This window comes from Rhizobium sp. RM (assembly GCF_013390595.1).
Taxonomy (GTDB): domain Bacteria; phylum Pseudomonadota; class Alphaproteobacteria; order Rhizobiales; family Rhizobiaceae; genus Agrobacterium.
Genome location: NZ_JACAWV010000007.1, coordinates 520,568 through 533,557 on the forward strand (window position 1 = coordinate 520,568; position 12,990 = coordinate 533,557).

Below are 12,990 nucleotides of genomic sequence, written 5' to 3' on the forward strand. Positions count from 1 at the left end.
TCCCATCCGCGTCTCTAGACGCGGGTCGAAAGACGCGAGGATGCCCGGAAGGAGCGAAATTCTGAGAGCGCCTTGATGGATCGGCCATTGTCGATGGCAGCAAGATCAAGAATTACGGCGTTGGCGATCGTCATGGGAACAACGAGCGACTGCGACTCACCAGGCTCGCCTCGCGAAACAAGGATCTGATGATCGGGCGCCGGGTCAATGCGCGTGCCACCCACGTCAGTAACAGCCAGGGTCTTTACGCCGCGACTTGCTGCAATGTCTCGGACCTCCTGGAGCAATGGCGGCGCCTTGCGGAAGGAAAGGAGCCAGACGACATCATCAGGCGCAAGCGTTGACAGCGCTTCGGGAAGCTGGTGCATCTGGCTGGCAAGATCCACCGCCTCGTAGCCAGAGCGGTTGAGGCGCAGGGCAATCAGCGCAGACAGTGCAGAAAAATGGCCGCGTCCGAAGATGAATATCTTCCTGCTGTCGCGCAAGCTTTCTGAAAAAGCCCTGATGTCGGCGTCGGAAACGCTGTTTTTTGCCTGTTGGAGGGCAGCGATTTCGCTGTCAAGCACGGAGGCCAACAGACCGTTGTCTTCCGCTTTGACAAGTCGTGCAGCCATACGCGCCGCAGGACTTTCAAAATCATTGCCACCCTCCGTCAGACTGGACTGCAAAAAGGTACGAAATTCGGGATAGCCTTTGAAGCCCAACCGCCTTGCGAGCCTGACAGCAGATGCCGGGTGCACCCCCGCGCGAAACGAGACGTCCTTACCGTTTTCCATAGCCGCGCGGATTGGATCCTGGATCAAGACATCCAGAAGACGTGTATCCGCATCTGTCAGCCGCGCCGAATTGCGGCTGATCAGATCGCTTAACGCAAGCGGCGCATCTTGCCTGTCCATATCGTCCTCAATCTCAGTGCGCGGCGATCTCTCGCCCATCATGGACAACGTCCACACGGTTTCCGCTCTCGCTATCGAAAAACAGTGCGCGGTCAAGATCGCACGATATCCAGAAGCTATCGGTGCTGGCTGGAAGATCACGTCGATGCACTGCTACAGTCACGCGCCCGGCCGGCGTCTCGCAGTGCAACAGCATCTCCGACCCCGTCATTTCAGACATTGCCAGCAGTGCAGGCAAAGCCGTACCACCCGGATTGTCACTGTGAACGGTCAGCACATCGGGACGAAAACCCACCGTCAAACCTTTGGGTCCCTGCCAACCCGGGAGCGCATTCGTATCGAGGAAATTGATCGGCGGCATGCCGAGAAAACTTGCAACGAACCGATTGCAGGGCTTGTCGTAGATGACCTCCGGGCGATCGAACTGCTGGAGATATCCGTCCTTCATGACGGCGACGCGGTCCGCCAGCGACATCGCTTCTGTCTGGTCATGGGTAACATAAATCATCGTTGCACCGAGTTGCCGATGCAGTTCCTTGATTTCCGTGCGCATCGTTATTCGCAACGCATTGTCGAGATTGGAAAGCGGCTCGTCCATCAGGAAAATTGAGGCGTTGCGTGCCATGGCCCGGCCCATGGCGACGCGCTGGCGTTGACCACCGGACAGAGCCGCCGGTTTGCGGTCGAGGTAAGGCGTGAGTTGCAGCATTTTTGCTACGCTCTCTGCCTGCTCGTTGCGCTCGGCCTTTTTCATGCCACGCAACTCAAGCCCGAAGGCAATATTTTCCCGAACCGTCATATGGGGGTAGAGCGCGTAGTTCTGGAAAATCATGGCGATATCGCGATCCTGTGGAGCGAGATCATTGGCCAGGCGCCCGTCGATTTCAATCCTGCCCTCTTCGCAGCGATCAAGTCCGGCAATCAGCCGCAACAGCGTGGACTTGCCACACCCGGACGGGCCAACAATCACAACAAATTCACCCGGCTCTATATCGAACGACACGCCATGCAACACCTGTGGTCCGTTCGGATAGGATTTACGGATGTCCTTCAGAGAAATTCCGCTCATGCGGCGATCCCCCCGCAACGGCTTTCGCGGATCGCAATCGCCAATGTTGGGCGGTCCGTGGTGAAGACTTTGACGCCGAGGTCCAGGGCGCGCCCAATTTGCTCCCGCGTGTGTGCCGCCCAGCAACCGAATTCAATGCCAGCGGAGGCAAACAGCGCTTTGAGGTCGGCATCGGCCGTATCGATGTGAACGCCAATCTCGGGAATATTGTGCGCTTTGGCTACCTCGATCACCGTTTCCGGGCCAAGCTGCCGAAGAACTGATGGGCTGACCAGCCATAGCCTCGGGCGATCTGTGGCGGCCGTAATCTCATCCATGGAATGAACGAGGAATGACGAAAAAACGGTGCGCTCCAACATACCGTGCTCCTGCAGAACCGACACGACGCGCGGCACGAATTCGCCATAGGGCGTGCCATCGGCGCCGGGCTTGATCTCGCACCGAAAGGAAACATGGCTATCGAGGTAAAGCGCACAAAGTTCTTCCAGCGTCATCGGATGGCTGCTAGCGCCGTAGCGGATCGTAGCGGTCTTGATGTCGGCAAGTTCCATCTCCGCAATCGCGCCACTCATATCTGTCGTGGCGTCAAGAGTGGCGTCATGGTGAACGACGATTGCGCCATCCTTTGTCGGGTGGACGTCGAACTCGACCTCCTCGAGAGCCATTTTCGAGGTGGCCGTAAAACCGTGTGGCGTACTGTCGCCAAACTCAAGCGTGCCACCACGATGGGATGCGATACGTGTCATGTTTAAATGTCCTTGATTCATTTGACGGCGCCCATGGTGATACCGCGCACGAGATGTCGCTCCACCAGAAGAAAGCCGAGAAGAACAGGCAGAATGGTGATCGTCGATGCGGCCATCACAAGCGGCCAGTCAACCAACCCTTCGCCGGGATTGATACGATAGAGACGCGCCAAACCAACCTGCAGCGTGTAGAGATCCTGATTGCCGACGGCCACCAGCGGCCAGATGTAGCTGTTCCACTCGGTCATGAAGATATAAAGCGCCATGGACGCTATGGCGGGCCGCGACAATGGCACGATGATACGCCACAGCACTTTCAGCGGTTTTGCGCCATCCATATAGGCGGCTTCATCCAGTGCCTTCGGAATTCCGCGAATGTACTGGCGCAGAAAGAAGGCCGCGAAACCATTGGAAATGGCGGGCAGAATGAGACCAGCATAAGTATCCAGCAATCCAACCTTCGCCAACGATAGATAGTTCGGGATGAGACTGATGTGGCTCGGGATCATCAGCGTTGCGACTGTCGCGCCGAACAGGAGATTGCCACCCGGGAACGTGTAGCGTGCAAAGGCATATGCGGCCATCGTCGCAAAGGTGATGCCGAGCAGCGTTACGAGACCAGAGACGATGAGGCTGTTCAGCAGATAGCGCGCGAAATTGTACTGCCCGACCGCCCGGGCGTAATTATCCAGTGTAAAGCCGACTTCACCGGCATAATAAGCATCCGCCGTCTGGAACGAAATCCAGATAGAGTAAAGGACCGGCGACAGGAACAGGATACCCGCAGCCAGCGCGAGACCGACGAGAAGCGGGTTTTCAGGCTTCATAATGCACCTTCCTGCCGATGATACGAGATTTGAGAATGGCAAGCGCGACGAGCAGGATGAACAACAGAACTGCCAGCGCTGAGCCGCGTCCTATATCGAAAAGGACGAAACCGATCTCGTAGAGCCGGTTGACCAACATATCCGTTGCACCTGCCGGACCACCGCGCGTCATCACATTGACGATGGTGAAAACCTGAAATGCCTCAATGACCGAAATGACCAGAAGGAAGTAGGTTGTTGGCATAACGAGTGGCAGTGTAACGCGCCGGAAAACGTGCATGCGGCGACCGCCATCTACAGCAGCGGCATCGTACAGCTCCCGCGGGATAGCCTGCAATCCGGCAATATAGATCACGATGTCATAGCCGAGCTGTTTCCAGGTGTTGACGAAGATCAGCACCCAGAGCGCCAGATAGGGGTCTTGCAGCCATTGCACCTTACCGAGACCAAGTGTGCCGAGGATCGCGTTCACCATGCCGTAATCGGTGGAGAATACCCAGGAAAACACCACTGCAATCGATACTGTCGATGTGACGGACGGCAGGAAGAGCGCGCCTCGCAGAAGACGCGAATGCACTGTTTCCCTGACAAGATAGCCGGCAATGAGCAGCGCCAGACCAAGCCGCAGCGGCACGGACAGGACAGCAAAGACCGTCGTGACCCAGAGCGAATTCCAGACCTCACGTGAGGACAGCAATTGCTCATAGTTGCGCAGACCGACAAAAGGCATATCCGGCGACAGGAAGTTCCACTCGCGAACACTGAGATTGAGGCTCGTCAGGATCGGGATATAGGTGAAAACCGCGATGGAAATCATCAACGGTGCCACGAACAAGTAGGGAGTGAGTTTGCGAAGCATGACCATAATCGTACCGGCGGCACGGGGATAAACCCGCCCGCCGGTAGCCTTGCGTGAGATCAGTTACCGACGCGCTTTTCTTCTGCGCGCGTCTGCTCGGCGAAATCCTTCATCGTCTCCTCGACCTCACGCTGACCGAGCGCCATCGCCTGCCACATCTTGTATTCGGTGGTACGCATCCAGGTGACGACAGTCGTGCGCGCACGACCATGGGCATTTGGCAGGGACTCGATTGCCACATCGATACCGGGCTGGGTGGTCAGAGCTTCTTTGGCGATAGGCAAATCTGCGCTTTTCTTGTTGATTGGCAGATATCCGGTCGCCGCGAACCAGACTGCATTCGCTTCCGGAGACGCCGCATAGCTGACGAACTTGTAAGCGGCGTCCTGAACCTCTTTGGGAGAGGTCGCCATGATGCCGATGCCGGCGCCACCGATCGGAACCGAGCAGGTTTTGTTGCAAGGCATCGGACGCACGACAAGGTTGTCGCCAATCGCCTTCTTGGCTTCGCCGTAATTGCCGGTCGAGTTGAACATGATACCGACCTTTTTGGCCAGGAAGGCATCGCGACCATTGTCTTCTTCCGTCACGCCATCTGGCGAGGCGACCTTGTTCTCGTGAACCAGAGAGGCCATCCATTGATAGGCTTCGATGGTGTTTGGTTTGTCGAGCAGGATTTCACCTGTCTTGGGGTCAACCAGTTCGCTGTCGTTCGCCATGACCAGACCCCAGCGAGCAAATTGCCCGGGAGCCGCAATACCAGACACACCGTCCGCGCCAAGCTTGTCGCTAATCGTTTTCGCGGCTGAAAGGATTTCGTCAAAAGTCTTCAAAGGCGTATCGGCAGAAAGACCTGCCCGCTGGAAGATATCCTTATTGAAATAAAGGACCGGCGTGGATGAGTTGAACGGCACGATGTAGTTCTTGCCGTTGATGACACCAACTTCCTGCGCGTAGTCGTAGAGATCGGCCTTCAGCGGATCTGCGTCAAAATAGGGCGTCAGATCTGTGAGGATATTGTTGTTGGCGAACAGACCATAGCGGGTCACTTCGAGAATGACGGCATCCGGCGCGCGGCGGGCGGGAATGGCGGCCTGTAGCTTGGCAATGATGTCGTTGTAGTTGCCGACGAACTCGGCTTCGACATCGATGCCGGGATTGGCAGCCTCGAAATTGGCGATGATCTTGTCCAGCGCCTGACCGCTGGACTTGTTGAAGCTGTGCCAGAATTTCACCGTGGTGGCAGCGTCGGCCGCACCAACGCTGACAAAAAGGGCGAGTGCGGCAGCAACCGTGCTTTTAAATTTCCGTGACATCTGCATCTCCTCTGCAAACGAAATTGCAATTACGGAGATTTAGCAATTGCAAGCGACAGTTTGTTGAAACGTCTGTGAAGCTTTGATGACGAGGAATTGTCACACACGCGGGCAAACCGGAACCAAACGATCAGAGCTGAGTTGAGAAGCTGGCGTTTTGCGATCCGGTCACGCCACGGCGAGGATCGTCAATTGCAAGTCATCACGTAGCCAGAAATGCCGCGTGCGCAGACACAAATCGCCGTCTAATACTGTCAACTAAATGGCTTTTCCTGCACGTTCCTCGATTGGCACTTGGTGACTCTCGCGGTTCACGTCATCGCGAATGCTACTTTTCCATTGAACCCAATCCGGAACTTCGTCGTTAAACGAATTTATTCAGTTGGAGGAAATCGCGATGGGACCACGTTCTTGCGTTCCAACATTTCTCTTGATCGCACTTGGTCTTGTTTCCAGTTTCACGACGGATGCCGGCGCGACGCCCAAGGTTGTCAAGGTCGGGCCTGATCATTATCGGGGAACCTGGCTGGAGATTGGACGAACGCCGATGTTCCTGACAGATGGGTGCGTCGCCGGATATTCGACCTACCGTAGAGGCGTTAAACCCGATGACGTCATTGTGGAGGATGGCTGCTACGTTGACACGCCGGCAGGCAGGTTAAAGACAGTCCGTGGATCCGGGAAAATTGAGGACTTTGGTACGACTAACGCAAAAATGCGAGTTCGTTATCCGCTTCTGATTACCTTCAACTACTGGGTCCTCTACAAGTCGCCGGACAAAACTTGGTTCATCAGCGCCACCCCATCAATGTCGGATCTGTGGATTTACTCCAGGACGGTTCCCACCAATGCACAGCTTAAACGGATGATCCGCAAGGCGAGCGAACTCGGTTATGATGTCCAAAAGCTTGAGTTTCCACCTGCGCGTTAAAGCGCCAGCACGACAGTGCTGAGATCAAGAGCACAAGTCAGGAATCAATAAAATTGGCTGCCCGTCGGCGCGGTGTCTTTGCATAGCTTAAAGCGTGGAAAGCAGCGCTGCGCGAGACCTCTACCCAAACTCAAGTTGCCGAAGCCACAGCAATCATCAGGCGAGACTGAATCGGGGAACCGCCATGGCCTCACAAGCGAACCCATGAGGAATTTGAACCGGCCGGACGATCAACTCGCCCCAGTCGCTTCAGACAGCATGCCTCCTGATCGCAGTCAAACGAGGCGTAGAATTCCGAACCTAAATATCCGATTTCTCAACAAAATACATGTCGAAAAGCGATCGTTTTCGCATAATTTTTTATCACAGTTGTGTCGCGCAAATTCTTTAGGCAAGGCGGCTTGCGCAACGTCAATCTTCATGCTTGTATAGACAACTAGAAGCGCTACGGCGTCGCATGTCGACACGACCGCACCTGGCCAAAAAGGATTATGCTTATGATAACCTTCGACCAAGTCAGTAAGCACTACCGCGGCGATACCATCGCAGTCGACAAACTGTCGCTCACGGCCCCAACCGGAAAACTGACTGTGTTCGTTGGCCCCTCCGGCTGCGGCAAGACGACGTCGCTGCGGATGATCAACAGGCTGATAGCCCCCACATCTGGGTCTATTCTCCTTGATGGTGAGCGCACGGACTCGATGGATGTCGCCCTGCTGCGCCGCAGGATCGGCTACGTCATCCAGAACGCCGGTCTTTTTCCCCACAGAACGGTCGTTCAAAACATTGCCACAACGGCCCGCCTGAACGGGACGCCCAAGCAACAGGCTCTTCGCACCGCCCATGACCTGCTCGATCGTGTCGGTCTTTCCGCAGCATTTGCGGATCGCTATCCATGGCAGCTTTCGGGCGGCCAGCAACAGCGTGTAGGTGTTGCCCGCGCACTTGCATCCGATCCGAAATTCATGCTGATGGATGAGCCGTTCAGCGCGGTCGATCCGGTCGTGCGTAACCAGTTGCAGGATGAGTTCCTGCGCCTGCAGCGCGAGATCGGCAAGACGATCATCATGGTCACGCACGATATCGATGAAGCGCTCAAGCTCGGCGATCAGGTCGCCGTTCTCCGAACCGGCGGCACGCTTGCACAGATTGCAACGCCACAGGAGCTGCTGGCACGGCCAGCCGACGACTTCGTTGCAGACTTTATTGGCCGCGACCGTGGCTACCGCATTCTCGGCTTTTCGGAGTTCGACAACGGCGTCGCCCTTGGAAAGGAACCGACGGCAGTTCTCGGCACCAGCCCGGAAGCCCTGCGGGAGATTGCCACGGATCGGTGGGTTCTTGTGGCCGATGCTGAAAACAGGCCGATTGGCTGGGCAGATGTCCAAAGCATCAAAAATCCCCTGCGCGAAGGCGATATCAACCTCAGCGGAACGCTTGCCGCTGAAGGCAGCAGTCTGCGGCATGTACTGGACGCTGCGCTCAGCTCGCCGTCCGGCCGTGGCGTGATTGTCAGCCCGGTGGGCGAACTGGTCGGCACGGTGACGTTGCCGAATGTCGTTGCCGCGATCGAGGCGTCACGCAATGGCCGCCTGGCGGTGCAACCATGAGGTTCGACTGGCTGTACCGCGAATCCGGACGGATCGCAGAACTCTTCGTCTGGCATCTGGGGCTTTCCGTCGTCCCTGTCCTGATCGGGCTTGTCCTCGCGCTGCCGCTGGGCTGGATCGCGCAACGTGCCGGCTTTTTCCGCTCCACCATGCTTGGCGCGGCCGGCCTCCTCTACACCATCCCGTCGCTGGCCCTGTTCGTGCTTCTACCGCTTGTCCTTGGCACGCGAATCCTTGATCCGCTGAACGTCGTCGTCGCATTGACAATTTACGCACTGGCGCTTCTGGTTCGCACGGTCAGTGACGGTCTCGATTCCGTGTCTCCCGACGTCGTTCAGGCGGCGAATGCCATGGGTTATCGTCGCCTCACCCGGCTGCTCGTCGTCGAACTGCCCCTGGCCGTCCCGGTCATCGCAGCAGGACTGCGCGTCGCGGTGGTATCAAATGTCAGCATTGTTTCCGTGGCCGCTCTCGTCGGCACGCCGCAACTCGGCCTGCTTTTCACTCAGGGGCTGCAGTTGCGCTTCCTGACACCGATCATCGCGGGCATTCTACTATGTATCACGCTGGCAGCACTGCTGGACGGGATCGTCCTGTTCATTGCACGTCGCCTGACACCCTGGCAGGCGGGAGGCGCTGAGCGATGATCGAATGGTTCTCAAACCCGGCACACTGGACTGGCACTGACGGTGTTTTTGCGCTCATCGTGCAACACCTGGCCTATAGCGCCATTGCACTTTTTTTCGCATGTCTGATCGGCATGCCTGTCGGGCTCTACGTTGGCCACACAAGGCGGGGCATCGTCTTCATCGCTGGCCTTGCCAATGCGTTGCGGGCGCTTCCGAGCCTCGGTCTCATCGTTCTTCTGGTCATCCTTTTCGGTCCCGTTTTTGCGTCAGATATGGCCTTCATCGTCCCGAGCATTATCGTTCTCGTGCTCCTGGCCGTGCCGCCTATCATGAGCGGAACCTATGCCGGGATTGCGGCCGTCGATCCTGCGGCGGTGGATGCAGCGCGAGGCATGGGCAAACGTCCACTCGACATTCTATTCGATGTCGAGCTGCCCTGTGCACTGCCGCTGATCTTTTCGGGGCTGCGCAGCGCGACACTGCAGATCATATCAACCGCAACGATCGCCGCCTACGTGTCTCTGGGGGGGCTCGGCCGCCTGATCATCGATGGTCGTGCCCAAAACGATTATTACCAGATGGCCGCAGGTGCGGTCCTCGTCGGAGGTCTCGCTCTGGCGGTTGACCTCGCAATCGGCATCATATCGAGGCTTACGGTGTCACCCGGACTAACGCGCCGCCATTAAGGGCGGCGTGCATCAAACAAAATTCATTTTCACCCTGACGACTATATAATCCAGAGGAGTAGCTTGCATGGCATTCAGCATCATCAAAGCCGTCGGCGCGTTTGCGCTCATGGCTCTTTCAGCTACCACGGCGCTTGGCCAGACCGATCCGCTCGGGGCTGCTCCGGCCGCCAGGACGGACAACACAACCATTATCGTCGGCTCCGCCGACTTCCCGGAAAGCCAGCTATTGGCGACGATTTACGCCAAGGCGCTTGCAGCAAAGGGCATCAAGGCTGAAACAAAACTGAGTATCGGCAGCCGCGAGGTCTACATACCGGCTCTGCTCGATGGTTCGATTGACCTGCTGCCCGAATATGCAGGCGCAACACTGAGTTACCTCGACAAGAATGCAACCGCCCATTCGCCGGCAGATGTGGCGGCAGCGCTCAAGGCCGTTCTGCCGAAGGGCGTTTCGATGTTGACACCCTCTGCGGCGCAGGATTCCGACAGCGTTGCGGTCACACGCGCAACGGCCGAGAAATACAAACTGAAGACAATTGCCGATCTTTCTCCGGTCGCTTCGCAACTGGTTCTCGGTGGCCCACCAGAATGGAAGACCAGAAAAGAGGGTATCATTGGCCTCAAGGACCTTTACGGCCTGGAGTTCAGCTCATTCAAGTCGCTGGATGTCGGCGGACCACTGACGCTGTCGGCACTCGTCAATGATCAGGTTCAGGTTGCAAACCTGTTCTCGACCGATCCCGCGATCGCCGCCAACGACCTCATCGTTCTGGAGGATACGAAGAACCTCTTTCCTGCCCAGAACATCGTTCCGGTTATTGCGACCCCAAAGGTTAGCGACGTCGTGACGACAACGCTCGATGCTGTCTCCGCCGCGTTGACGACTGCAGACCTCATCGTCATGAACGGCCGTCTGGCCAATCATGACAGCTTCGATGTCGTGGCCGAGGAATGGCTGACCAAACACAAGTTGAACTGACCGTTATTTGCGGGTACGGCATCCGCGGTATCCGCAAATTCACCATCGTCAGATGCCGGGCCTTCGGCCTGACGCACTAACTCTCGTTGGAACCCGATGCAGACGGCACCAGACAAGGTCGAAATCAGCCAAGACGAGAAGGCTCCTGCCCCGCCACTCTACGTCAAGCTCAAGGACTATGTGCGCAGCCGCGTCGAAACCGGTGAGTGGCCAGTCGGTCAGCGCGTCCCCTCGGAGAACGAGCTGGTCGATATGCTGGGCGTCAGCCGCATGACGGCAAACCGCGCCTTGCGTGAGCTTGCCGATGAAGGCTTCGTCGTGCGTGTGCAGGGCAAAGGTTCGTTCGTCGCCAGCAAGAAGCGGACGTCACAGTTTCAGAGCGTCCCCAATATTGCCGACGAGATTACCCTAAATGGTGGCGTGCACACCGCCCAAGTTATCCTGCTTCGCACAGAGGACTGCAATCTGGAGCTGTCGGAAGCGCTCGCCGTGGACATCGGAAGCACGGTTGCTCATTCGATCATCGTCCACGCCGAAGACAGTGTTCCGATGCAGATTGAGGATCGCTTCGTCAACCATCAGATCGTACCCGATTACCTGAGCCAGGATTTCGGTACGACCACGCCAAACGGCTATCTCACCGCCGTTGCACCAATCGTCAGGGCTGAACAGCATATCGAGGCCGTAACCGCCCAAGCCTGGGAATGCAAGCTCCTTGCGATCTCAAAGACCGAGCCCTGCCTGCTGGTTCGACGCCGGACGTGGTCTCAGGACGGTGTCATCTCTTCGGTACGTTTGCTCTATCCTGGAAGCCGCTATCGTCTTTACAGCACCTGATGTCCGCTCGGTCTGGTTACCGCCCGCGTATCTTTAAACGGAAAATTCGATGTCACCTTGCGCCGTATTGCTCTCGTCTGCCAGGAAAATCCCATGACCGTGTTGCTGGATGAAGGCCTGGACTGGCGGGGCGTGGCACAGGTCAGCCAGGGAGGTAATCTCAGCCTGTCTGATGCTGCCTATCAAAGGATCGAGACGGCTCATCGTATCGTCGACAGCATCGTCAAAAGCGGCATTCGAGCCTATGGCATCAACACTGGCGTCGGCGCATTGTCGGATACCGTGGTCGATCGCACCGCGCAGGGCCGGCTTTCGCGCAGCATCGTTCTTAGCCACGCCTGCGGTATTGGCCCGCTTCTTGATCGCCGTGAAGTCCGCGCGATCATCGCAGCTCAAATCGCCAACTTCGCGCATGGCCACTCCGGTGTACGAAAAGACATCGTCACCCATCTGGCGACGTTTCTAGCGCGCGACTGCATTCCAGATGTCCCGTCGCGTGGATCGGCCGGATACCTGACGCACAATGCGCATGTAGCTCTCGTGCTGATTGGGGAAGGCTCTGCCCGGATTGGTGGCAAGCAAGTCTCTGGACGAGACGCTCTGAAACAGATTGGCCTCCAGCCGCTGGTTCTTGGCGCCAAGGAAGGCTTGAGCCTTGTGAATGGAACGTCATGTGCAACGGGTCTTTCGAGCGTTGCCCTGGCGCGTGCCGCGCATCTGCTTGAATGGGCGGACGCAATATCCGCGTTGACGCTGGAGGCGGTTGGCGGCCAGATGGCAGCTTTCGACGAGGCGGTGTTGGCCTTGCACAAATCGCCGGGCATCGCGACCGTCGGGGCTACTCTGAGAAGACGTCTTTTCGGCAGCGGCCTGATCGCAGCCGCACGGGGCAAGCGGACACAGGACGCGTTGAGCTTGCGCGCCATTCCGCATGCGCATGGTGCGGCACGCGACGTTTTCGAGAACTGCTCTGCCATCGTTGACCGCGAACTGGCCTCGACGACAGACAATCCCGCAATTTCCGGCACAACTGAGGATCCTCTCGTATGGTCCGAGGCACACGCTGTCGCCCCAGCGCTTGGTCAGGCGGCAGACGGGCTTGCGATTGCGATTACGCAGATCGCGGCGATGAGTGAACGGCGGATCGACAGGCTCGTCAATCCGCTGGTTAATGGATTGCCGCCCTTTCTCGCCCGCGATGCAGGAAGCCATTCCGGTTTTATGATCGCACAATACACAGCCGCCGCTCTCGCCAATGACAACCGCCGGCTTGCGGCACCCGCTTCTACCGATGGCGGGCTCACATCGGGTCTGCAGGAGGATTTCCTGGCGCATCCAACGGCAGCCGCCAACAAGTTGCTCGCGGTTCTCGATAACGCCGAGTACATCCTTGCGATCGAATGGATGGCAGCCGTACAGGCTCATGATTTTCTCGGGGGCGGCGCCCAACGAGCAGCAGGAACAAACGCGCTCCATAGCCTGCTGCGCATGCATGTCGCACCTTACGAGGATGATCGACCACTTTCGGCCGATATGGAAACGGTCCGCGCGCTCCTGGCCCGGAGCGCGCTCCCCAATTAATGCCCAGCACGCAGCCGCTTA

Annotated in this window: 13 protein-coding genes; 7 read left to right on the plus strand and 6 right to left on the minus strand. The window is 57.5% G+C overall.

What is annotated here, in order from left to right; genetic code table 11:
- Positions 1-14: 14 nt before the first annotated feature.
- Genes HWX89_RS06905 through HWX89_RS06930 form a run of 6 tightly spaced genes read right to left on the minus strand, consistent with a single transcriptional unit; the run spans position 15 to position 5,713 of the window.
- Entirely contained in the window at positions 15-938 is a 924-nt protein-coding gene (locus tag HWX89_RS06905) for a MurR/RpiR family transcriptional regulator (RefSeq protein ID WP_353505661.1), read from the minus strand.
- Positions 910-1,965 carry an ABC transporter ATP-binding protein gene (locus HWX89_RS06910; RefSeq protein ID WP_138792217.1) on the minus strand — a complete coding sequence of 352 codons (1,056 nt, stop codon included), beginning with the start codon at positions 1,963-1,965 and terminating at the stop codon, positions 910-912. Before HWX89_RS06910 ends, HWX89_RS06905 begins: the two co-directional genes overlap by 29 nt.
- A complete protein-coding gene (locus HWX89_RS06915) occupies positions 1,962-2,711 on the minus strand; it encodes a glycerophosphodiester phosphodiesterase family protein (protein ID WP_138792216.1) in 750 nt (249 codons plus the stop codon). The genes HWX89_RS06910 and HWX89_RS06915 overlap by 4 nt, the downstream gene beginning before the upstream one ends.
- 17 nt (positions 2,712-2,728) lie before the next feature.
- Positions 2,729-3,538 carry a carbohydrate ABC transporter permease gene (locus tag HWX89_RS06920; RefSeq protein WP_138792215.1) on the minus strand — a complete coding sequence of 270 codons (810 nt, stop codon included), beginning with the start codon at positions 3,536-3,538 and terminating at the stop codon, positions 2,729-2,731.
- Entirely contained in the window at positions 3,528-4,397 is an 870-nt protein-coding gene (locus tag HWX89_RS06925; protein ID WP_138792214.1) for a carbohydrate ABC transporter permease, read from the minus strand. The genes HWX89_RS06920 and HWX89_RS06925 overlap by 11 nt, the downstream gene beginning before the upstream one ends.
- 59 nt (positions 4,398-4,456) lie before the next feature.
- The gene (locus HWX89_RS06930; RefSeq protein WP_138792213.1) at positions 4,457-5,713 is read right to left on the minus strand and encodes an ABC transporter substrate-binding protein; all 1,257 of its coding nucleotides are present in this window, start codon (positions 5,711-5,713) and stop codon (positions 4,457-4,459) included.
- Positions 5,714-6,110: 397 nt separating this feature from the next.
- On the opposite strand from HWX89_RS06930, the gene HWX89_RS06935 reads away from it, so the two are divergent.
- The 7 genes from HWX89_RS06935 to HWX89_RS06965 all read left to right on the plus strand — a co-directional run bounded on the left by HWX89_RS06935 (position 6,111) and on the right by HWX89_RS06965 (position 12,969).
- Entirely contained in the window at positions 6,111-6,644 is a 534-nt protein-coding gene (locus HWX89_RS06935) for a lipocalin family protein (protein WP_138792212.1), read from the plus strand.
- A 497-nt stretch (positions 6,645-7,141) separates the two neighbouring features.
- Positions 7,142-8,254 carry an ABC transporter ATP-binding protein gene (locus HWX89_RS06940; RefSeq protein WP_138792211.1) on the plus strand — a complete coding sequence of 371 codons (1,113 nt, stop codon included), beginning with the start codon at positions 7,142-7,144 and terminating at the stop codon, positions 8,252-8,254.
- Positions 8,251-8,901 (plus strand): ABC transporter permease, encoded by a 651-nt coding sequence (locus tag HWX89_RS06945; RefSeq protein ID WP_138792210.1) that lies wholly within the window; start codon positions 8,251-8,253, stop codon positions 8,899-8,901. Before HWX89_RS06940 ends, HWX89_RS06945 begins: the two co-directional genes overlap by 4 nt.
- Positions 8,898-9,569: an ABC transporter permease gene (locus HWX89_RS06950; RefSeq protein WP_138792209.1), complete on the plus strand. Its 672-nt coding sequence runs from the start codon at positions 8,898-8,900 to the stop codon at positions 9,567-9,569. Before HWX89_RS06945 ends, HWX89_RS06950 begins: the two co-directional genes overlap by 4 nt.
- Positions 9,570-9,636: 67 nt before the next feature.
- On the plus strand, positions 9,637-10,551 hold the full coding sequence (locus tag HWX89_RS06955; protein WP_138792208.1) for an ABC transporter substrate-binding protein: 915 nt from the start codon (positions 9,637-9,639) through the stop codon (positions 10,549-10,551).
- A gap of 96 nt (positions 10,552-10,647) precedes the next feature.
- Complete coding sequence (hutC, locus tag HWX89_RS06960) at positions 10,648-11,388, plus strand: histidine utilization transcriptional repressor HutC (protein WP_138792207.1); 741 nt, start codon at positions 10,648-10,650, stop codon at positions 11,386-11,388.
- Positions 11,389-11,481: 93 nt separating this feature from the next.
- Complete coding sequence (locus HWX89_RS06965; RefSeq protein WP_138792206.1) at positions 11,482-12,969, plus strand: HAL/PAL/TAL family ammonia-lyase; 1,488 nt, start codon at positions 11,482-11,484, stop codon at positions 12,967-12,969.
- Positions 12,970-12,990 lie beyond the last annotated feature (21 nt).

Bases quoted from the DNA above. Each gene is read 5' to 3' on its own strand.
- HWX89_RS06905 (WP_353505661.1), bottom strand. From the start codon at position 938: ATGATGGGCGAGAGATCGCCGCGCACTGAGATTGAGGACGATATGGAC.
- HWX89_RS06910 (WP_138792217.1), bottom strand. From the start codon at position 1,965: ATGAGCGGAATTTCTCTGAAGGACATCCGTAAATCCTATCCGAACGGA.
- HWX89_RS06915 (WP_138792216.1), bottom strand. From the start codon at position 2,711: ATGACACGTATCGCATCCCATCGTGGTGGCACGCTTGAGTTTGGCGAC.
- HWX89_RS06920 (WP_138792215.1), bottom strand. From the start codon at position 3,538: ATGAAGCCTGAAAACCCGCTTCTCGTCGGTCTCGCGCTGGCTGCGGGT.
- HWX89_RS06925 (WP_138792214.1), bottom strand. From the start codon at position 4,397: ATGCTTCGCAAACTCACTCCCTACTTGTTCGTGGCACCGTTGATGATT.
- HWX89_RS06930 (WP_138792213.1), bottom strand. From the start codon at position 5,713: ATGTCACGGAAATTTAAAAGCACGGTTGCTGCCGCACTCGCCCTTTTT.
- HWX89_RS06935 (WP_138792212.1), top strand. From the start codon at position 6,111: ATGGGACCACGTTCTTGCGTTCCAACATTTCTCTTGATCGCACTTGGT.
- HWX89_RS06940 (WP_138792211.1), top strand. From the start codon at position 7,142: ATGATAACCTTCGACCAAGTCAGTAAGCACTACCGCGGCGATACCATC.
- HWX89_RS06945 (WP_138792210.1), top strand. From the start codon at position 8,251: ATGAGGTTCGACTGGCTGTACCGCGAATCCGGACGGATCGCAGAACTC.
- HWX89_RS06950 (WP_138792209.1), top strand. From the start codon at position 8,898: ATGATCGAATGGTTCTCAAACCCGGCACACTGGACTGGCACTGACGGT.
- HWX89_RS06955 (WP_138792208.1), top strand. From the start codon at position 9,637: ATGGCATTCAGCATCATCAAAGCCGTCGGCGCGTTTGCGCTCATGGCT.
- hutC (WP_138792207.1), top strand. From the start codon at position 10,648: ATGCAGACGGCACCAGACAAGGTCGAAATCAGCCAAGACGAGAAGGCT.
- HWX89_RS06965 (WP_138792206.1), top strand. From the start codon at position 11,482: ATGACCGTGTTGCTGGATGAAGGCCTGGACTGGCGGGGCGTGGCACAG.